A 20,049-nucleotide genomic window follows, 5' to 3' on the forward strand; every position below is an offset into this window, starting at 1 on the left:
GGCTTTCACGTCGCGCCACCTTTGTGTCGAGCTTTCCTGCGCGTCCGGGCAGCGTCACTCCAGGGGGAAATTAATCCGAAGGCGGTGGACTGTTCTTGCCCTTCCCCGCAGCCCTTCGGCGCTTTTCATCCAGGGCCGCGTTCAAGAAAACGAGGTGCAGAACTGCATTTTTTGAGACAAAGTAGCTGCCGTTTGAACGCCCTATTCCTTGGGTTATCGCTCAGGCCGAATAGCGGCTTACTCAGCAGACGACGAAGACCTTTCCCGTATTGCCGATTTCAAGAACCGATCGGTTGGGGCTGCACTCCGAAACCAACAAGGCAATGTGCGCCATCGGTGGTACCGGACAGATGATCCAACAGTCGTCAACCACCAAGGTTGTGGTTGCGATCGAGAGGCCGCTGTAGCGTCACCGCATTGAGCAGCACCGTGGCTCGAGTCTAGCTCGGGGAAAGGCGTACGCCCGAGCTCCTAGCGTCCGGGGGGCGACGCCTGGGTAGGCGCCAGCTTAGCGGTCCCGGGAAGCTGTTGGCTATGCTCACGCGCGGTTCTCGTCGGTTTCGAGAGCTACTTTCTGGGCAAGCATGACGTCGCCCTGAGCCAAGCCACCTAACGGGACGAAGCAGTGCCCCGTTCCGAGCCGCCCGTATTCGTCTATCTCGTTGACGTTGGCGGACGTCCCACGCCGGATTCGGTATCGCTTCCCAGTATCGCATCCCACGACGTCGAAATATCCCTTCCTATCAAAGTCCGCCCTCTGCTGAGGCGAAAGCCAAGAACGAAGGAGGCGTAGCGCACGAGCGTAAATCGTTTTCTCGTCCTTGGATGCTTCATAGAGCTTCCCTATAGACAGGCTACGAAGGGACCACCGACTGACTCGAGCTAAGTTCCTCCACCTGGCCATCACCCACCGACTAGCCGCGGAAAAAACAATGTCTCTTCGGCGGTCGGATCAAATGTGGTGATCCTGGTTACCTCCTCCGGGCCGCTCCGCACCGCTGCGGTGTATCCTTTCGCGGTGAATTCAAGAAAACGTCTCTCCGCCTCCGCCAGAGCATCATCGCTGGAGTTGTCGAAGAAGTAGCGGCTGTCGCCGCTGTGATCCATCACGATCTGCGTTGCCATGCTGAGGCTCCCGATTGCACTTCGGAAGGAATGTGAAAGCGGACACCTCGTTCCTATTTTCGTGAGCGCCGACATATTTTTATGTCGTGCGCCTCACTAGGCGGGACTACGTATTTCGCCTGGCACGACGTGCCGGACAAGCGCTCGCTTCGTCAATGTCGTCACGCGTGGACCGAGCACGATTGAGGAACTGACAGTGCCCGAGCCTGAGCGGGACGAGATCCCACCAGCCGATATTCACCGGTGGCAATGCGGCTTGCCGACGGTGCGGCCTTTGGCAGCCGGCGCGATTTGGGCGAGACGCGGGCAGCAACCAAAACGGTCGCGGGGTTGGCCGGATGTGCCCAGTGCCATGTGAATACTTGCGCAGGGCGCGCGCCTGCGATGGAGAGATCCATCGCCAGGTCCGGGACGGCACCACTCAACCAGCAGCTCGGAGGGGCGGGCACCGTCCCGTTGGGCGCAACTTCTAGAGCCGGCGGCACCTGGAGGAGCACGTCGGAGAAACTGCCAGCGTCAAGATCGCGGCACGCGGATGGTGCCGCATTCTCACCGCACCTGCATTTCACCTCTGAATCAGGTCGATGGTTACGGCTCGCAAAAAGCGACTTCAGGAGCCGAGACCTGCGGCCGAGGGTTACCTTCCCTAATCGCATCAGCCGGAGCAAGAAGAACGAGTAAAAACGGTGGTCAAGGAGGTCAACCAGGCTAACCGAGATCCTCACCTTCTTTTCAGTCAGGTTGGACAGAAGGCCGGTCTCATTCCAGTGGCGATCGTGTCCTCCGCTTTTATAGGTCTGTGGATGCAAGGAAATCCGCGAGAGGCTCAGCGCATTGCTGACTTCATTGCTGGAAAGGCGGAGGAGGAAACGCTCATTTGATCCGCTGATCAATCAGGTAAGCGCACCAATCTCGCCCACCGGCTCCAGCTAATGACCTGCGGTAGGCCGCCAGGTGATTCCGGGCGGCACGTTCATGAGCTAGGGTTCGGCGTGACGTCGATCACGAGGCCGGCCTGGTCAGCCGCCGGCGGCGAGCCCGGCCGCCTTTGCACATCAGACAGGTCGATCAAATAGCCCGCGCGGCCGCCTGCGGCGGTGCTGCGGCCTCTCCGACGGACATGCAGGCTCTCCGATCTCGAGGGGCGGTGAGCCTTGTGGCCAGCGCGGCGCGATCCTGCGTGGGTCAGCGAGTCATGATGGCCGTTCGGCGAATAGGAAGGAATAATCACGAAGGTAGGAATTGAGCGCCCCAGCAATCAGCTTGCGGCCGCGATTAAGCGCTAGACCTACAGAGTGGGGACATCTCGAATGAACTCTCGCGCGAACCGCTGCCGTACCTCAGACGTCTCGCGCCCCTGCCCTGCGCTTTCAGGAACGTATGGCGTCAATCGCGTGGGCGATCAGGATCGCAACGCTGACCGCGATGATGATGACTAGCAGCCAAGTGATCACGTTCGTCTCCATCCACGTCATGGAGTGAACGCGCTCAATCTCACACAGTCAAAAACAACCCGCCGAAAGGCTTAACCTCGGCGCTGGGCTGAGGATTCAAGGCAACTCATGCGTCTGGATTCGGTCCTATCAGCTGAATGCAAGTAGGAGAAGAACACCAACAGCGCACGCTGCGAGCGAGAGTAAGAAAGTACCCACGGCCCCCCGAATCATTAGGGATTTGCAAGGAAACTTACATCATCCGGAGGCCAGCCCAAGCGGCCCAGGCGCTTATCGTCGCTTCCTTCCAAGAAAGAATGGCCCGGTGAACCGGCCCGTCCGAAGATGGCCCCTCAGCTCTGCTTCCCGTGCATGCGTGCCCTTGTCCCTTTGCTCTTCCGCCCGCGCTCGAAAAACCGCGTTCGGTAGGGAGCTCCTGGCACCTTTCCAATTTTGAAGGTTGCGAGCCCCGCCCTGCTGAGCCTGGACAGCGCCGCCGACCAGAACCGAAGCAACGGAAGCAAATAAAATCGGCCTAATCATTCTGCGCACTCCCTACCTGCAGCTGATTGAATCGCTACAAGGAAACTAGTGGCACGGCCCTCGGCATCGCTATCAGCCACTGCGGGCAGAGGACTCCCGATCGCTCTTCGATTGTAGCATGGCAGCTTGCTAACGTGAGCCGGCGGGCTTTGTGGTACATTTTCTGAAGCGAACTGAACCTTCACACTCTGCGCCAATACTCAGGAGTATCCGGGATTTTTGCTAATCCCGTCCCGGGGCTGGACGGATATCGAGCCGCCGGGACAAGGTATTGTTTGCCCGGCGGCCTTATTTAGCTTGTCGGCTCAGGCGAGCACCTGCCAGCGTGAACCGGCGGAGCTTCAAGGGACTTTTCCCCACCTACGACAAGAGGTAGCTCGCGCGCGTTCCGGGCTACTAGGAATCGATAATTTGCGAGGTGCTTACGATGCCGCTTTGATGGCGGCATGCGCGCTCGTCGATACACCAAATGGTCCCGCCACTATCCGCCCCGCAGCCCTGCGGAATGGCTGGCCGACGGCCATATGACCTGCAACATCCAATGCCTGAACGGCCGCTGTCATCGCAGGGCCGACGTGCGGCTCGATACACTCCCGCAGGATCAGCCGTGGTCGCGCGTCGGCTTGCGCCTGGTCTGCTCCGCATGCGCCGCCGCAGGATCTGTGCATATCGTCCCGAACTGGCATGACAGTCGCGGGCAAGTCAGGCCAAGCATGGGGGTTGAGGTTTTGATTCCGCAATGAAACTCGTGACAGAACGTCCCTTCGCTGATCCGGAAGTCGCCGCGCGTAAGCTGGTCGAACTTGCGGCCGCCATTCAGCCGGTACAGGACGGTCGCATCCACACTGAGAAGGTCAACTATCCCTTCCTCTACACGCTTAAGGGAAGCGGCACCGAGTTCGGCGCCGGCATCCGATACGCGATCGAGAAGGGCTGGCTAGAGCTGCACGAAAGCGGGACCTATGTGCGTCTGCTGACGCCGGGCGAGGATTTGCTGGCGAAGGCATGACCTGGTCCGCCGCGTTTGACGCGCCGATCGTGCTGCCAGACGGCGGTGAGATCGTGACATTGCTCGATACGGGCGAGTACATCTCTACGCTGCCGAAGAAGGAGCACGCCGCGCCTGAATGGTAAGCCGCGATGGAGGCCCTGATCCTGGTAGCCGAAGGCGGCGGCCCGACCATCTTCGCCCGGATCGGCATCATGCGGGCATTGAACCGGCACACGTTCCCGATTTTAACCCGAAGGGAAAGGAGCCGCATTGGGGGGCGGCGCAAGCTAAAAAGGGATCGCTGAACGTGTCCTTGCAACGGCAAATCGGCCTCTGCATCGGAGGTCCGCACCTGATCCGCAGCACGGGGACCGAGCGTCGGCGCTGCCGCCGATGCCGCCCATCGTGCGTGCGAGTTCACGAAACGCAATGAGATATATGGGAGCGGGTGTTACCGGGCTGAGGCCCGCCTCCGGGGCTTCTCGTCTCTAATCAGCGTGTCAAGTCTCTCCAGTTGACCGGCTAAACCCGCAAGGCTCTTGGCAATATTTCTCAATAAAAAGGCTCGGTTTTCGGAGGTATTGGGAGCTGAGGAAAGGGACTTGTACTGTTTTGCGAGATCCTTGCATTTGGAGGCCGTAATCATGTGGCTCTAATCCCTGCAATTGGCAATTGATGATTGATATCACACAGCCGCTACGCGCCATAACGTAGATGAAAGCTGATCGCCGCAACCTGTCGCCGTAATGGAAATGGTCACGCCTGAAGGAACGACAAGCGCCGGCGGACATTTGAGTCATCGCTGGCTCACGCCCGAGCTGGCGGAGCGGCCCCGGCCCTTAATCCCCAACCGACCCGAAGCCGGGGCCGTGTCTCCGCCCAGAAAGGCCCGCCAGCGTGACGGGCCGGGCTGCCTCTCCATCACCGGCACGAAGCCATTTCGCACCCCCGGCGAAATCTTCTTGAAACATAACAGGTCGACGTTGACCGTATCAAATACGGGGATGCCACATGCTAGTCCTGATGAACCTGATTTGGCGTCGGCTTGCCTACACAATGCTCATCGGTATGCGCTCTAAGCTCGTACGGCAGTAAGGGTTAGGCGGCTTTCGTCAGGAGGCCACGACCATGCCCAAAGAGATCGCTATAGCGCTCTGGTCCTTGGCTGCTGCCTGCGTAGTCGCATTCAGCATGGCAGCGCTGGTTGCGACCCACTAAAAACTACCAGCGTGAACCGGCCGCATGCCATGCCGGCGCCCAAAAAGCCGGCCCCTCAGGAGGATCAATCCTTTGAGGCCGGGAGTCTACGCTACGCTGCTCCGAGACACTGCCCGGAGCTGGAAGAAAACGCCCCCGGATTGCCGGTTGTTCCCGACGGCCAAATACCGCCGAAACCTATCTTTTCGCAGATGCACATGGCGTACGAGCTCTGCCTGGCGACGTCGGCAAGCAGGTCGCCTCGGGCCGGACCGGATCCACGAAATGAGGCACGACCGGTGCCGGACGCTAGTCATCACGAGATCGTCGCGTAGGGCTGCTCTCCCGGAACGGGACCGATTGGACCAAGCGCTATCCGTGGATTGCCGAGGCGGCGCTCAAGGAGCGGCAGAAGCATTTCATCATCGACGGCGAGGCGGTAATTCTCGGCATCGATGGCATCTCCGATTTCAACGCGCTGCATTCCCGCAAGCACGAGGTGCAGCTCTACGTGTTTGACGTTCTCGCCATGGGCGGGGATGACCTCCGGCAGCTCCCACTGCACCTGCGCAAGATAACCTCGAACGGCTGTTAGCTCGCCGGCCCGACGGAACGTCATTGGACTGTTGTTCAACGCCGGCCCGCTGTTCGGCCTCACCGGCGATATCGGCGTTGGACGTCGGCCGACCTGACGGCAAGGGGTTCGAGATAACTTAGCCCCTCACCCCCACCCCGTCTTTGCGGCCTTGACCGCAGCCATAACGCTCTCCTGCTAGACAGCTGTGGTAACACTACCGACCCTGTGCCGCGCGATCTCGGTATCCGACGCGCCAACCACGATTTACGATCGTGCCCGCACCACGGTCATATTCGGGATCACTGGCGATGTCCCGAGCGACACGCCATATTTGATACCTAGTTCAGCAGAGCCAAATAGCTCTCCCACATCATCCGCATGCGTCTCTCCCTTGTGGAAAATCCGGAAGTAGTAACGTCTCATCCGCCGCGGCCTTCGTCCTTTTTGCCGCGATCATGCCCACGTCTCGGGACGGCCGCACCTGTCGAAAAGGACAGGGTTCATCAAACAGCTACGCTACCGTCGCCGCCGCCTTACGTCACAACACGCGCGGAGACTTCGCGTCCTGCTTAGGAACGGCTGAAGCGGTATCAGCCGACCGCCGAATTCCTCTGATACGTTGTTTCTCTCCGGGTGGACTTCAGCCGATTCCAGTACAGGTGCTGCTTGTGCCCGCTCCTGGCAGGCGCTCATGCAGATTCGGCATCTTCGTTTGCCGCCACGAATAGTTTATTCCGCCGTCCTTGGCATCAGCCAGAGTCGATCCGAAACCAACGATAGCCATAGCCGTCGAGTTCGATCTCGCCACCCGCGGTGCGTTTGGTCGCATAGACTCGATTTCCGAAAACATCGGTCAGCTTGTCACTGCTTGGGATATCATCGAGCATCGTTTTGCACTCGTTCGGCCCAAGGTTGTGCAGGATGAGGACGGATTTGGCTTCGAGCGAATAATGCTGCACCAGAATCGAGGAGGTATCGGCTTGCGGCAAGCTGCAGGCACCCCAGCCTATCTCCGCGCAGGATTGCCGCACCTCGACGAGCCGACGCAGCCAGTTGAGCAGTGAATTCGTATCGCGCTGCTGCGCGGCGGCGTTGACTTGCTTCGAACCGAACTCGCCATCGGTGATCGCCGAGTGCAGCAGACGGTCGTTCGGTGCCGTCGAGAATCCGCCGTTGGGGTCGTCGGTCCATTGCATGCACGTTCGAACCGGCCACCGTTCGGGCAGACTGAGGTCGTCCCCCATTCCCAATTCGTCGCCGTAATAGATGACCGGCGTGCCCGGAAGACTGAACAAGAGGCTAAATGCCAGCTCGATCCGCCGGCGATCATTGCCCAGCATGCCCGCGAGGCGGCGGCGAATGCCTCGTCCGTACAGTTGCATTTTCGGTTCTGGTGCAAACGCCGCATATACTTGATCGCGCTGCTCGGGTGGCAGGCGGCCCAGATCCAACTCATCATGGTTGCGCAGAAACTGGGCCCATTGGGCCGACTGCGGCAGCTTCGGAACTGTGGTCAGACATTGCCGCAAGGGCTCGGCTCGCTCTTCCGCAAGCGATAGAAACAGGTGCTGATTGACCAGGAAGGCGAACAGCATGTGGATGCGCGAGCCGTCGCCGAAATATCTCGGGAGTTCGGAGGCGCGCACGTTGGCTTCCGCCAGCAGCACCGAGTCGCCCTTGCGCCACGACAGGAAGTCGCGCATTTCGCCAAAGAACTCGTAGTGACGTTTCGGAGATCGGTTCGGACGGACCTCTTCGACGACGAACGGGGCCGCATCGATCCGGAAACCGGATACACCGAGCTCCAGCCAGAAGCCGAGAATCTTGAAGATTTCCTCGCGAACGGCGGGGCAGGTGATGTCGAGGTCGGGTTGATATTGAAAAAAGCGATGATAGTACCAGGCTCGGGCGCGCAGGTCGTAGGTCCAGACGCTGGATTGAAAGCCAGGGAACACAACCCCGTCTGCGCTGTTCTCCGGCTCCGCGTTCGCCCATACATAGTATTTTCGATAGGGCGATGCAGGGTCGGCTCGCGCCTGCTGAAACCACGGGTGCTGCTCCGAAGTATGGTTGATCGGCAAGTCGACGATCAGCCGCAATCCGCGGAGTCTCGCCTGATGGCTGAACTCGACAAAGTCACCAAGCGTGCCGAGGGCCGGCGCCACATTGTAGTAATCTGTGACGTCGTAGCCGTGATCGAGCCCCGGACTGGGATAGAACGGAAGCAGCCACAGGCAAGTGACCCCCAGCTGGGCGATATGATCCAATTGCTCGATCAGCCTTGCGAAGTCGCCGATGCCGTCGCCGTTGCCGTCCTTGTAGGTGGCGACGTTCAGGCTGTAGATGACGGCATTCTTGTACCAGAGATCGAGCAATCTTCCCGTCCACAGCTGCGGCGTCGCCAATTGCACAAGGCGTCAGAGAGCAAGCTGACGCCTCGGATCACAACCGGCCAGATTGCCACTTGTTCCCCCACCGCAGCGAGCGTGCGCCGGGCGCACTCCAGTCGCGCCAAGATGTAATTTCGAAGCGATCCCGTCTTCCGATTTTGCTCCGCACGCATTGCGTTTGGATCGCGGGTTGCCGCCGTTACGGAACGCGTATCCCTCAAGGCCGTTGCTTGCTCTCCAATCCGCCTCGTCTCCGCGGAACATTGGAGAAGAGCCTCATGCGCATTGCCCAGATTGCACCCTTGGCCGAGAGCGTCCCTCCCAAACTCTATGGCGGCACCGAAAGAGTCGTTGCATGGCTCGTCGATGAACTCGTGGAGCTCGGACACGAGGTCACCTTGTTTGCAAGTGGAGACTCAAAGACCCGCGGCGCACTTCACCCCGCATGCGCTCGGGCACTTCGCCTTGGTCGACCGCGAGTAGATCCGTATGCGGCCTACGCCGTTTTGCTGGAAGCGGTGTCGCAGCGGGCCAGCGAGTTTGACGTCATACACGCCCATATCGATTGGCTGCATTTGCCGTTGCTCACCCGATTGCGCCTGCAATTTGTCACGACCTTGCATGGACGTTTGGACCTGCCCGGATTAGCCGACGTATTCCGGAATTTTCCGGAGGCCTGCTTCATTTCGATTTCCGACAACCAGCGTCTTCCGTTAGCCGGTGCGAACTGGTGTGGCACGGTGTATCACGGGCTGCCGGAACAGTTGCTTCGTCCTTCATACGGTCCCGGAATGTATTTGGCCTTCTTGGGCCGGCTCACCCCTGAGAAGGGCCCCGAACGGGCAATTCGCATCGCGCGTGCCGCCGGAATGCCGCTCCGGATGGCGGCCAAGGTGCCGCGAGGCGAGACCGGCTATTTCAAACGACAGTTGGAGCCGCTGATCGACGGGCAGGACATACAGCTCGTTGGCGAAGTCAATGACGCGGCGAAGCAGCCATTTCTTTCGGAGGCAGCGGCCTTGTTGTTTCCGATCGACTGGCCGGAGCCATTTGGGCTGGTGATGATCGAGGCAATGGCCTGCGGGACGCCCGTGATCGCCTATCGGTCCGGTTCGGTGCCGGAGGTGATCGACGAGGGAGTCACCGGCTTTGTTGTCGACAACGAGGCCGAAGCCATCGAGGCGATCAAGCGGCTGAGCCGAATAGATCGGCGCGCGGTGCGCCGGCGCTTTGAGGAGCGGTTTACCGCGAAACGAATGGCGCATGAGTACGTCCGCCGTTACCAGGACGTGCTGACCGCGAGACAATAAATATCCGATCCAACGGTTTGCTCTACTCCATGCTGGCTGAGGCGGTCAGAAACACTGACTAAGAGCTCACTACGACCGTCGTTGCGCTCCCGTCAGTGCCTGGCCCATTTCGAAGGGTTCGGCTGTCGTATACCTTCCCAGGGCTCCGTCTGCTTCGGGTCCAGGAGCGGTAATGCTTTAACGTTTCCGTTCGGCCGTCAGAAGCGAACACCGCGCTTTTACTAAGTGCGAGCGAGGCGGCGAGGTACGCTGGGCTCGGCGCGACGAAGTCCGACGAACTGATGGCCGATGGTCGCGGCAATCTCACAACAGCCGGACGGCCGGCTACGCGCGTCACCCCCCCCGCTCAGTCGCTGTTGTCGCCGAGTCTGGCGGTCGATCCGCCTCAGCTGTGCTAGCAGCATTCGGTTGGCCTCTGTCATGCGGACCAACAAATCTCCTGAATGATCGCCCGTCTAGCAACCGACAAGCGCCCAAAGATAGTGTGCGAGAACCCGCAGTACCTAAACCCGATCAGCCGGCCGTCGAACCGGAGGCGAGTGCCAAACTGCCCTGACGACTCAATGCCAGGTTAAGCCCGTCCACCGGCGGGATACGACCGGGTGAAGACGCCTCGTTGCTCAATCCGATCGTAACGAAACGTGCAGCCATGAGCGCGGACGAGGACTCCGGCCTCTGCAAGTGCGAGGGCACCATTGCCGCCGAACGCCTGTTCGATGTACCGGTCCCGAATTGTCACCTGCTGGTCCGCCCCGATATCTTCCAAAACGCTCGCCAGCCGGAGCAAGTAGTCTTCGCGCTGCTCCATGAAACGCCCGCTATCGTGAAGTTGGCTTGCCGCGCTCCTGCCGACCAATTCCGGCGTCGGACTATTTACCGGCCTTCAGCGATTTTGCGGTGTCCAGATGCTTTTGCAACGTATCTATTTGGCCGGAAGCATATTCTCCGGCAGCATCCTTACTTTTTGATGCCTTCTTGTACTCGGCGATATCCTTTTGGTGGTCTGCGACCATGTGAGCCGCGAACATTTTATCGAAGCCTGCGCCGGACATTTTTGACATCTTGTCATGGTCGGCTTTTTGCTTCGCATTCGGCCCGCTTGGTGAGTTCATTCCCAGTCCTTGGGCAGCATCTAAAGCCTCCTGATTGGCGGCAGCGTGATCTGTGGAAAGCATTCTGCCATATGACTTGACGGCATCACTTTGACCGTTCTGCTGCGCCAGCTCTCCCATGCTCACTTCAGCGAAATTGCCCTCGATTGCCTTCTTGAGGAACGTTTCGCTTTGCTTATCTTTCGCAGCTGCGTTGGCAATTGAGAGTGCCATCAAGGTTGCTGTCCCGAGCGACAAAAGCATTCTGTTCAAGGCAAACTCCTGTGGGTTGTTTGTCGATGAACACGCCAATCGTGAAGGAGGTTCCAATTGAGCACATCGGGCCGCGTTTAGTGCTGGCAAACCCTCTAGCGGTGCGGGCCCAGGTACTACCCCAGGATCTTCTCCGGATTCGAGCACTGCCAGCTCACAAACCGGCGAGAACGGGTTCAGGCACCAGTCCCACCACTCCGAGCAGCGAAGTGAAAAGCCGGCTCAAAGGGGCAGCATCAGCGTGCATCTTGAAGGAACAACTTGGAAGCACTCGGGCATCGGGCTGCCACCTAAGGTTCTCCCTAACCTCATTGATCGACTCCCGACGCGGTGCCCCTTGCGCCGAAGCCATTTCGAAAATCTCTCTCGGCTAGTACCGGTCTGCTCGGTGCACCAGTCTTCAAAGTCACCCGCTCCTGTCCGCTCACGCGCTCCGAACTGCAGACCCGCCTCAATGACTGCGACGTCCTTCTCGGCCTAAGCTATCCACCGCCGAAAACCCCTTGTGGCATTCAGGTCGACGGCAAGGCGCCGACCTATCTTTAGATCTCATTCCATTGCGATAAGTAGCGCTCAGCAGCAACTGAAACACGGCTCGAGCAGCCATGTATTGGGCTGCGGGTCGGCTTCGCTCGGCTCCGACCAACAGAACGTCTGTGCCTGGAGCTGAGACAGACCACCGCCAGCCGCGGCCGCGCCGGTGGATCCAAAGATCAAACAGAGCAAAATCGCCAACGGTCACGGCGCGAGCACCCTGAAACAAGCACCTGGAAAAAGACCGGACACATTACAAATCTGACAGGCCAACTTTCGGCTGATATCAGATTTCCAAGGCGTGATACGATTTGAAAATAGTTGAAGCTTAAAACATCCGTCTCCGCGACGATCTTCGGTAGCGATCTATATAGAATGCGACCGGCATCCGCGTCGCGCGCCTGCGATGGTTCCAGATTAATCCGCGTTGTCTCACCGAAAGCGCAAACTGAATGTCACCTTCCTCTACCGACAAGATCGCGCTCTTCATTGACGGAGCCAATCTCTACGCGACGGCGAAAACTCTCGGCTTCGATATCGATTACAAGCGCCTTCTGAAGGAATTTCAGAGCCGCGGGACGCTGACGCGGGCATTCTACTACACCGCGATCATTGAGGATCAGGAATACTCCTCGATCCGCCCCCTGATCGACTGGCTGGACTACAACGGCTACACGGTCGTGACCAAAGCGACCAAGGAGTTCATCGACGCCTCCGGCCGCCGCAAGGTCAAGGGCAACATGGACATCGAGCTCGCCGTGGACGCCATGGAGCTCGCCGAACACATCGACCAGATGGTGCTGTTCTCGGGTGACGGCGACTTCCGCTCCCTGGTCGAGGCCGTTCAGCGCCGCGGCGTGCGGGTCACCGTGATTTCCACGATCGCCAGCCAGCCGCCGATGATCGCCGACGAGCTGCGCCGCCGGGCCGACGTCTTCACCGACCTCGTCGAGCTGCAGGCCAAGCTCGGCCGAGACCCGTCCGAGCGCCCCGCTCCACGCGGTCGTGAAGCGCGTGGACACTTGCCAAAATTCTTGCAGGAACCGAAGGGAAACGACCCTCCCGGCTAGACAGTTAAGGATCGCCCGCATCGACGGACGAAGCATCACCGACATCCATGCTGCCAGCGACGCACAGAGACCAATTCCTAGATAAGGCAATGCAAGGCGCATCGGGTTTCTCCTCCGAGACGCGAAATATGCCTTAGCTTTGCATGTCTGCAGGCCGACGACTACGAATCTACGGTTATGCTGCTGCCATTCCCAGGCGAGGACTTGGTGGAGCACTCGACCGATCCCTCGGCTTGCTGCTTCTGAACCTGATCTTCGACGTACAAGAGCACCGCGCGCCGTGTGCCGTGGTCGGTTAGCTTTTGAAATGCCCTAATCAAGCGCAACATCTGTAGATCTTCGACACTGTTCGACAAGGCGAAAACCTCATGGAAAAACTTGGCAAGCAATGGGGAAACTATGCAGCGCTTCGCCTCGCAGTGGAACGCGGAACTTCGTCGCAGGTCAAGGTTTTCCGGTCGTGCTCGCGCTGCGCCTTGTCCAGGGCCGCCTGGGCCTTCGTGACCAACTTGTCGCGCCTGGCGCGTTCCTTTTGCCTCGCCGCCTCTTCCTTGCGGCGCTCGGCTTCGCGACGTCTCTGCTCGCGCTCGAACTCGGCGGTGGCCTTGCGGGCGGCCTCCCCGCTCAACTCAGGGGGCATGATGCTTTGGCGCGGCTCGGCTCTTCTTACGTACTCGCGGTCTCGCCGCCGTCGACGTCGGGCAAGTCTGCGTGCTCGGCGTATTGCCGCTCAAGCCCGCGGGACCGCCTGAGCACCACCCCTGGCTTCGACATGGTCATGGCGACCACGTCGGGATCGTCCGTCCCGTGGGCGAAGCCCTGATGGAAGAGATTGCTACCCGCGCCCCACGCCTCTAGCGCCGCCTTCGTGGATGGCGCGGCGATCGCAAGATCGTAAAATCCCAGCGAGGTCTGATACGTCTTGAGCTTTCGTGCCATGTCGCGCCCGCTCGCTGCTCGTCAGCGCCGGCGGGCGACCCACATTCCGAGCACGAATGCGACGGCGAGCGATTGCAGTGGCGCCTGGACGGTCGCTTTGCGGAGGCGGTCCGCCCAAACGATGGCGACATCCTTCGCGGGCTGGGCCGGTCGCCGGCGCGCCCCGGACATCTGCTCGTTGCCGTCCATATCGTTCGTCAGCCCGGAGGCTTCGGTCATTGCCGAGGCTTCCTTCAAATCTATATCCATGCGGCTCTCCTAGTCCGTTGTTAGGCAGTCTTCCGCTGCGGCTTGGCCGCCGGCTTCTTTGCGGCGGTCTCTTTCGCCGGCTTCTTGCCGGAGATCGGCATCAGCAACTCCTTCTGGCCGGCCGTCGCCTTCTTCGCATTCTTGGCCGGCTTCTTCGGAGCGTTGGTCTCTGCTGCAGCACCGCCGACGCTCTTGCGCAACGCGTCCATCAGGTCGACGACGTTCTCGCCGCGCGGACGACCCTTCGGCACGATCGGCTTCCCGGCGCGCTTTTGGTCGATGAGCTCGATCAGCGCGGTCTCGTAGTGGTCCTCGAACTTCTCCGGATCGAAGCGCCTCGCCTTCTGCTTCACGATGTGCCTGGCGAGATCGAGCATATCCTTGGTGACTTTGACGTCCTGTATCTCGTCGAAATACTCCTGCTCGCTGCGCAGCTCGTATGGATAGCGCAGCAGCGTGCCGACGAGGCCCTTGTCCATCGGCTCAAGCGCGATGATGTGCTCGCGGTTGGTCAGCACCACGCGCCCTATCGCGACCTTGTCCATCTCCCTGATGGTCTCGCGGATGACCGCGAACGCGTCGTGCCCGACCTTGCCGTCGGGCCGGATGTAATAAGGGCGGATCAGGTAGCGCGGGTCGATGTCGGACTTGTCGACGAACTCGTCGATCTCGATGGTGCGGGTGGACTCCAGCGCGATCTCCTCGAGCTCCTCCTTCGTGACGTCGATGAACTGGTCCTTCTCGACCTGGTAGCCCTTGATGATGTCCTCGTTGGGCACCTCGTCCCGGGTATCGGCATCAACCTTCAGGTACTTGATACGGTGGCCAGTCTGGCGGTTCAGCTGGTTGAAGGAGATCTTCTCGCTGTCGGACGTGGCCGGATAGAGCGCCACCGGGCAGGTCACCAGAGACAATCGCAGGAAGCCTTTCCAGTTGGCGCGCGGTGCCATGAACGCGGTACTCCGAAAGGCGGCGGGTGGATTCAAGACGATCGGCCGGCCATGGTTCCGACATCGCAGGTCGTCGGAATTCGTGATTTATCGAGAACGGGACTCGACTCTAACGTTCTTGATATGTTCTAATGCGGGCATGACTGACCGCCCCGCGAGCTGGCGCATGCCGACACCCAAGCAGATGGAAAAGATGGCCCGCCTCGTCGGCGGGAACGCCCCTGCCCGCCACGGACTGGCTCCCGAGGACGACCTGCCGTCGGAATACTGGCGGGCGCTTCTCGAGGATCCTCGGGTAGATGCGGCCAGCCAAGGGATCGGCGCTTCCGGTCGCCTGCTGCGGCTGAGCCAAATTCCCCGGCACTTGCTCAGGGTGGGCTGCCGGCGCTGCGCCAGGACGGTCGAGATTCAGAAGGCGGATGCCACCCGGCTCTATGGTCCCGATGCGGTCTGGCGGGATGTCGGTCAGCGGCTGCTCGACAAAACCTGCACGCAACGAACCGGTCGCCATGAGGAAGACGGCTGTTGGCCGTCCTACGACCCGACCTAGGCCCGACGCGGCCCATGGCTCCCAAACACCACCCCACGCCCCTCTCCGGCGGAGACCGCAAGGCTCTCGCCAAGGAGCTCGGGCGGGCCCGTGCGGTGACCTCGATCCTCGCCTCGCAGTCGGCTGACGCCAGGGCCAAAGGCGAGGCCCTGATCCGGACGGCCGACAAGCTCTTGTGCGAATCATGGAACGAGAAGATGTGGGCCGACGGCGGGCCGATCGATCCGTCGCCGAGCGTCGACCAGGGCATCAACGGCGGCTACTCGTGGCTCGAGATCGAGTGCTCGCGCTGCAGGACCAAGCGCGAGGTCGACCTAGCCACCTTGCGTCATCCGCAGACCACCTTTGTGCACGACCTGGCGAGCAGGCTCCGTTGTAGCAAGTGCGCCCAGGCCAATCGCCGGCCTGCAGCGACGCTGCTACAGTTGGCGCAGCGCCCCCGCCAGGCCGCACCGGAGACCTAACGCCATGTGCAACCTCTACTCCATGACGAAGAATGTCGACGCGATCCGGCGGCTGTTCGGAGCGCTTGACAGCCGCGTCGGCAATCTGCCGTCGATGCCCGGCATCTTTCCGGATTACCCCGCCCCGATTGTCCGCAACGGCAAGCCGGGACGGGAAATCGGCATGGCGCGCTGGGGCATGCCGTCCTCTTCGAAGGCGCTGATGGACGCCACGAAGAAGCGGGCCGAAAAGCTCGAGGCGAAAGGAAAGCCGGTCGACTTCAAGGAGCTCCTCCGGATGGAGCCGGACAGCGGCACCACGAACATTCGCAACGTCAACAGCTCGCACTGGAAGCGGTGGCTCGCTCCAGAGATCCGCTGTCTGGTGCCCTTCACCAGCTTTTCCGAATACGACACCATCGGAGGCAAGAAGGTGCCCGTGTGGTTCTCGCGCGACGAGAGCCGGCCGCTGCTCGCCTTCGCTGGCCTCTGGACCAGCTGGACCAGCGTCCGCAAGGCGAAGGAGGGCGAAATCACCGCCGACGTATTCGGCTTCCTCACCTGCGAGCCGAATGCAGAGGTCGGCCGCGTTCATCCGAAAGCCATGCCCGTAATCCTGACGACCGCCGAGGAGTACGACGTCTGGATGCGCGCACCCTGGGATGAGGCCAAGGCGCTGCAGCGACCGCTTCCGGACGGCGCTCTCAAAATCGTCGCGACCGGCGAGAAGGAAGACCCAGCGACCACGACGTAGTTCTGCACAGGCCTGCGGAACACGGGGCAAGGCCGAGCCCCAACGATTCGAAATCCCTGTCCCGTGCTAACCGCGCGGAACGACCGGGGGACGGAGGGATTCGTCCGGGCAGGAGCCATCTCTTATGCTGATGACACGGCAAAGACGGCCAATGATCCGGACCGTGCGTGGGTGGGCGATCTCGGTGCTGCAAGATGCTGGCGCCATCCGTGAGTGCGAGGAGCACGGCTGGATGCAGGAACGTGCCGACCCGCACGCGCGCGACAAAGCCTTAGAAATCGCAAGCCAGGATCCGGCGGCCGGACTGTCTCCGGATCAAGCCGTGGCCGAGATTTGGGACGTGCTGGAGTCAATCGGAGACACCTGCCCGGATTGCTCTCCCGAGGCCGGCTGACACCGAGCGCTGCTCATTGTAGCGACTATCCGCCGACCAGCCAAGGCAGGGCGTGCCTCCCAAGCCAAGCCATCGCCGCTGAACAAGCGAGCGAAATCAAGCTGGCCCAGAACCAAGAACGTCCGCGTGCGGCATTGATCGAGCGCAGATACAGGAAGGCTCCGAGCAACGTTCCATAATTCCTCCTGAAGTCTCCATTGAGTTTAGCTATCTTGGATAGCTCCGAAGAGGTTTCGTCAGCCAGGACGCTGGCTCCCATGTCGATTACCAGCACCCTATCAACCACTGTTTTGCCCGACGGCGCAAGAGATATTTCGGTTTTTCAAAATAGGCGCATTTCCGTTTGGATGTGTTTGGAGTACGCACTTGCGCTCGCACTCGACGCCAGGCGTCGCCGATAGAGCATTTTAAGATCGAAGCGTATGGAGGGCGGCCGTGATGCGCCTGAACCAAGACCCTTTCGGTCCGGCACCCCGTTGGGTTACGCGGCGATCGAGTCCGCCAGGACGTCCGCCCGGACTACGCGATTGCGGCCTCGGTGCTTGGCGGCATAGAGCGCCTGATCGGCCATGCGCATGACCTTGCCCAGATCCATTTCGCCATGGGATTGGGCGAGCCCGATGCTGATCGTCACGTTGGTCGAGGCACCTTCGGCAACGACTGCATGGGCGGCGCAGGCCCGCCGCAGATCTTCGGCGTACTGGGCAGCGCGCTCCTTGGACAGCCCGGTCATCACAACGGCAAATTCCTCGCCGCCATGCCTTGCCACCAGCATCTGCCTTCGCTCGGCGAAGGAGCACAACACCTGCGCGACCGCGACGAGCACTTTGTCGCCGAACTCATGCCCGAACTGGTCGTTGATCGCCTTGAAGCGGTCGATGTCGCACATCAGCACAGTGGTTGCCAGGTTCGCATCGCGCGCCTTGGTCAAGGCCGATTCGGCAGCCTGGTCGAAGCCCCGTCGGTTGAGCAGTCCGGTCAGCTGATCGGTGCCAGAGATGCGCTGCAGTTCGGCGCGCGTCAGCGCCAGCTCGCGCATGGTCAGCGCGGACCGGTAGCTCAGGGCCGCCGTCAGCAGCCCGGAAATCATCATGCTGATCAGGATGGACGATTTTGTCACGAAGCCGACGCGCACCAGCGCATCCGGATCCGGGCCGAATTGCAGGAGGCACAGGGACAACGTCAAGACCACGCTCAGGCCGACGCTCACGGCGGAGCGCCCCATCGTGTGGCGCAGCGCGTCCTGGTGCGTAATGATGTCTTTGGCCATGGCTTTGCCGCCGTAAAGCGGCCAGCATCCGTCCCCTCACCTTCACGGCAGGTTAAGGCACGCTCCGCTCCGCAGACGCCGTTAACGCCGATCTAACGACGAAGCTCAATTTGCGGTGGTAGCGCAGCGGCGCGGAGTCCTCGCTCTCAGCCGTGCTTCAGGGCCGATTTTACCTCGCTTGAGCCTGTGGAGCGCTACTTGCCGCTGAGCGACAGGCTGATGCGAGTGACGATCTTGTCCCAGTCGCGCTCTTCGTCCGCGGGATAGTTGATCAGGACGCAATGGACCAGCCGCCCGGAGAAGTTGCAGCGGTTGTACCAAACCTTGTCTCCCTTGTAGCTGGAGACCGCGAAGAATCGCGGTGTCACTCGCCTGTATTGAATGCGTGGAGGCGGATGCTTCTTTGCCAGAAAATCAGCGGGAGAATCGTTCTGGACGTTGGGCGCGGCCTGGATCGTGAGGTCTGCGCGTCCGTCGGCGGTGCGGAACCGTTGCCCGTACCCGTCGGGTCGACCCGCTGCCTCGGTGAAGATCGAGGACGGAAAGTCCACGGAGGTGCCGCTCTCGGGGATGTTGTATCTGGTCCATCTGACCGGCTGGGCCGAGGCCGCCAACGTCGAGGCGGCAAGTGTCAATGCGAGAGCTGCCCACGTCGATTTCATCGCGCTCCTCCGGGATCACAGAGAAAAAGCGGAGAAGGTCAACTACGTTCCAAGAAACCCGCTGCTTTAAAAGCACCCGAGCTACTCGCCTTCCTCGACGGGATCATTAGTATCGAGCCATCTCGAGAATCTCGGCGAGCATCTGCCGCCCTTGGAGAACGCGACCGCGACAGTTCCTCCAGGCTCTTCGGCCTCGTGGTGTTAGGCAGCGCGCAGCGGGGACGTTGGACGACCGAGCCAGCCGACCTCTTCCGCCTGGCACCTCGGACACCTGAACTGGATTTCGCGTTGCACGGAAGCGGACTTTGGGATGTTCGCTGCCATGGGCCATGCGCCGCATCGGGGACATTTCTCGAGCAGGGTTTCCGTTTCTATCATCGCACTCGCTCCTCCCCCTATACCACCGCTCGCCAACGCTCGGAGGCGACCCACGTTCCGGGCGATCCAGAGACGAGACACGGAACGAATCAGCGTGACGACGTTGAATCGCCATGTGTGCTGTGGCGTTGCGTCAGTCTCGTTCGGGAGTATCGCGTGTCCACGGCGCCGTCAAAGCTGCCATTCCTGGTTACATCGAGCCGTGTGATCCCACGTTGCGCGAGAGGCCGCCGCGCGGCGAAGACTGGGTCTATGAAATCAAGGCCGACGGCTACCGCGCCCAGCTGCATCTGCGAGATGGGGACGCCAGAGTCTATTCGCGCACCGGCCTGGACTGGACCGAACAATTCTCCTCGATCGCGGCGAGCGCCGACCAACTCAAGGCAAACAGTGCGATCATCGACGGCGAGGCCGTGGTGTACGGCCATGGCGGCCTGCCGGACTTCCAGCAGCTCAGGCGGGAGCTCGGCCCCAAGCGCAGCGAGCGTGTGCGCTACCACGCGTTCGATCTCCTGTATCTCGACGGCTATGACTTGCGTCACGCGGCGTATGAGGATCGCAAGCGCCTGCTGCAGCACCTTCTGAGGGACGCGCCAAAGACCTTCATCTATGTCGAGGCACTCGCGGCCGACGGCAACGAGGTCTTCGAGAAAGGGTGCAAGCTGGGGCTGGAAGGCTTGGTCGCCAAGCGGCTAGGCGAACCTTACCGCTCCGGGCGGCAAGAGAGCTGGATCAAGCTCAAGTGCAAGAAGAGCGAGACCTTTCCGATCGTCGCCTTCGTGGAGAAGCTTGGGGCGCGCCCGCGGAAGGTCGCCTCGCTCTACGTGGGCCGGCGCCAGAACGGCAAGCTGCTCTACGCCGGCAAGGTGCGTACCGGCTACACCGAGACGACCGCGCGCGAATTGCGCGAGCGGCTTGATCCGTTG

General features: G+C 60.9%; 20 protein-coding genes and 2 pseudogenes. 12 read left to right on the forward strand and 10 right to left on the reverse strand.

All coding sequences use genetic code 11. From position 1 onward, the window contains the following. Positions 1-440: 440 nt before the first annotated feature. Positions 441-904 (reverse strand): annotated as a pseudogene (locus IVB27_RS37890) (hypothetical protein). Beyond that, a complete protein-coding gene (locus tag IVB27_RS37895) occupies positions 904-1,125 on the reverse strand; it encodes a hypothetical protein (RefSeq protein ID WP_247447700.1) in 222 nt (73 codons plus the stop codon). Before IVB27_RS37895 ends, IVB27_RS37890 begins: the two are co-directional and overlap by 1 nt. Before the next feature lie 686 nt (positions 1,126-1,811). Here IVB27_RS37895 and IVB27_RS37900 point away from each other — a divergent pair. The 5 genes from IVB27_RS37900 (at position 1,812) to IVB27_RS37915 (ending at position 5,884) form a co-directional block, all read left to right on the forward strand. Beyond that, complete coding sequence (locus IVB27_RS37900; protein ID WP_247447701.1) at positions 1,812-2,006, forward strand: hypothetical protein; 195 nt, start codon at positions 1,812-1,814, stop codon at positions 2,004-2,006. Positions 2,007-3,840: 1,834 nt separating this feature from the next. Continuing rightward, positions 3,841-4,110, forward strand: coding sequence for a hypothetical protein (locus tag IVB27_RS37905; protein WP_247447702.1), 270 nt, complete (start codon positions 3,841-3,843; stop codon positions 4,108-4,110). After that, positions 4,107-4,235, forward strand: coding sequence for a hypothetical protein (locus IVB27_RS43075; RefSeq protein WP_256468495.1), 129 nt, complete (start codon positions 4,107-4,109; stop codon positions 4,233-4,235). Before IVB27_RS37905 ends, IVB27_RS43075 begins: the two co-directional genes overlap by 4 nt. 6 nt (positions 4,236-4,241) lie before the next feature. Continuing rightward, on the forward strand, positions 4,242-4,397 hold the full coding sequence (locus IVB27_RS37910) for a hypothetical protein (protein WP_247447703.1): 156 nt from the start codon (positions 4,242-4,244) through the stop codon (positions 4,395-4,397). A gap of 1,274 nt (positions 4,398-5,671) precedes the next feature. Beyond that, positions 5,672-5,884, forward strand: a complete 213-nt coding sequence (locus IVB27_RS37915; RefSeq protein ID WP_247447720.1) for an ATP-dependent DNA ligase — start codon at positions 5,672-5,674, stop codon at positions 5,882-5,884. Positions 5,885-6,615: 731 nt separating this feature from the next. Here the strand turns inward: IVB27_RS37915 and IVB27_RS37920 are convergent. Next, positions 6,616-8,241: an alpha-amylase family protein gene (locus IVB27_RS37920; RefSeq protein ID WP_247447704.1), complete on the reverse strand. Its 1,626-nt coding sequence runs from the start codon at positions 8,239-8,241 to the stop codon at positions 6,616-6,618. Between the two features lie 293 nt (positions 8,242-8,534). Between IVB27_RS37920 and IVB27_RS37925 the strand changes: the two genes are divergently transcribed. Further along, positions 8,535-9,566, forward strand: coding sequence for a glycosyltransferase family 4 protein (locus tag IVB27_RS37925; RefSeq protein WP_247447705.1), 1,032 nt, complete (start codon positions 8,535-8,537; stop codon positions 9,564-9,566). Positions 9,567-10,137: 571 nt separating this feature from the next. Here the strand turns inward: IVB27_RS37925 and IVB27_RS37930 are convergent. Both IVB27_RS37930 and IVB27_RS37935 read right to left on the reverse strand, forming a co-directional pair. Beyond that, positions 10,138-10,374: a hypothetical protein gene (locus IVB27_RS37930; RefSeq protein ID WP_247447706.1), complete on the reverse strand. Its 237-nt coding sequence runs from the start codon at positions 10,372-10,374 to the stop codon at positions 10,138-10,140. A gap of 61 nt (positions 10,375-10,435) precedes the next feature. After that, the gene (locus IVB27_RS37935) at positions 10,436-10,921 is read right to left on the reverse strand and encodes a DUF4142 domain-containing protein (protein WP_247447721.1); all 486 of its coding nucleotides are present in this window, start codon (positions 10,919-10,921) and stop codon (positions 10,436-10,438) included. Positions 10,922-11,916: 995 nt separating this feature from the next. Between IVB27_RS37935 and IVB27_RS37940 the strand changes: the two genes are divergently transcribed. After that, positions 11,917-12,534 (forward strand): LabA-like NYN domain-containing protein, encoded by a 618-nt coding sequence (locus IVB27_RS37940; RefSeq protein WP_247447707.1) that lies wholly within the window; start codon positions 11,917-11,919, stop codon positions 12,532-12,534. A gap of 448 nt (positions 12,535-12,982) precedes the next feature. On the opposite strand, the pseudogene IVB27_RS43930 reads toward IVB27_RS37940, so the two are convergent. From IVB27_RS43930 to ku, 3 genes and pseudogenes are all read right to left on the reverse strand, one after another. After that, a pseudogene (locus IVB27_RS43930) lies at positions 12,983-13,473 on the reverse strand (cell envelope biogenesis protein TolA); the annotation flags it as partial. A 21-nt stretch (positions 13,474-13,494) separates the two neighbouring features. Continuing rightward, positions 13,495-13,722, reverse strand: coding sequence for a hypothetical protein (locus tag IVB27_RS37955; RefSeq protein ID WP_247447710.1), 228 nt, complete (start codon positions 13,720-13,722; stop codon positions 13,495-13,497). Positions 13,723-13,742: 20 nt separating this feature from the next. Further along, positions 13,743-14,672, reverse strand: a complete 930-nt coding sequence (ku, locus tag IVB27_RS37960) for a non-homologous end joining protein Ku (RefSeq protein ID WP_247447711.1) — start codon at positions 14,670-14,672, stop codon at positions 13,743-13,745. 166 nt (positions 14,673-14,838) lie between these two features. On the opposite strand from ku, the gene IVB27_RS37965 reads away from it, so the two are divergent. The 4 genes from IVB27_RS37965 to IVB27_RS37980 all read left to right on the forward strand — a co-directional run bounded on the left by IVB27_RS37965 (position 14,839) and on the right by IVB27_RS37980 (position 16,813). After that, positions 14,839-15,222 (forward strand): hypothetical protein, encoded by a 384-nt coding sequence (locus IVB27_RS37965; RefSeq protein ID WP_247447712.1) that lies wholly within the window; start codon positions 14,839-14,841, stop codon positions 15,220-15,222. 14 nt (positions 15,223-15,236) lie between these two features. Then, on the forward strand, positions 15,237-15,686 hold the full coding sequence (locus IVB27_RS37970; RefSeq protein ID WP_247447713.1) for a hypothetical protein: 450 nt from the start codon (positions 15,237-15,239) through the stop codon (positions 15,684-15,686). Between the two features lie 4 nt (positions 15,687-15,690). Beyond that, the gene (locus IVB27_RS37975) at positions 15,691-16,419 is read left to right on the forward strand and encodes an SOS response-associated peptidase (protein WP_247447714.1); all 729 of its coding nucleotides are present in this window, start codon (positions 15,691-15,693) and stop codon (positions 16,417-16,419) included. 124 nt (positions 16,420-16,543) lie between these two features. After that, positions 16,544-16,813 (forward strand): hypothetical protein, encoded by a 270-nt coding sequence (locus IVB27_RS37980; RefSeq protein WP_247341039.1) that lies wholly within the window; start codon positions 16,544-16,546, stop codon positions 16,811-16,813. Positions 16,814-17,294: 481 nt separating this feature from the next. Here the strand turns inward: IVB27_RS37980 and IVB27_RS37985 are convergent, their stop codons facing one another. Both IVB27_RS37985 and IVB27_RS37990 read right to left on the reverse strand, forming a co-directional pair. Next, positions 17,295-18,083: a GGDEF domain-containing protein gene (locus IVB27_RS37985; RefSeq protein WP_247447715.1), complete on the reverse strand. Its 789-nt coding sequence runs from the start codon at positions 18,081-18,083 to the stop codon at positions 17,295-17,297. Between the two features lie 194 nt (positions 18,084-18,277). Beyond that, positions 18,278-18,745, reverse strand: a complete 468-nt coding sequence (locus tag IVB27_RS37990; RefSeq protein WP_247447716.1) for a hypothetical protein — start codon at positions 18,743-18,745, stop codon at positions 18,278-18,280. A 593-nt stretch (positions 18,746-19,338) separates the two neighbouring features. Here IVB27_RS37990 and ligD point away from each other — a divergent pair. Continuing rightward, on the forward strand, positions 19,339-20,049 hold a 711-nt coding region (gene ligD / locus IVB27_RS37995), incomplete at its 3' end, for a non-homologous end-joining DNA ligase (RefSeq protein WP_247447717.1).

Source organism: Bradyrhizobium sp. 197 (assembly GCF_023073375.1).
Lineage (GTDB): Bacteria > Pseudomonadota > Alphaproteobacteria > Rhizobiales > Xanthobacteraceae > Bradyrhizobium.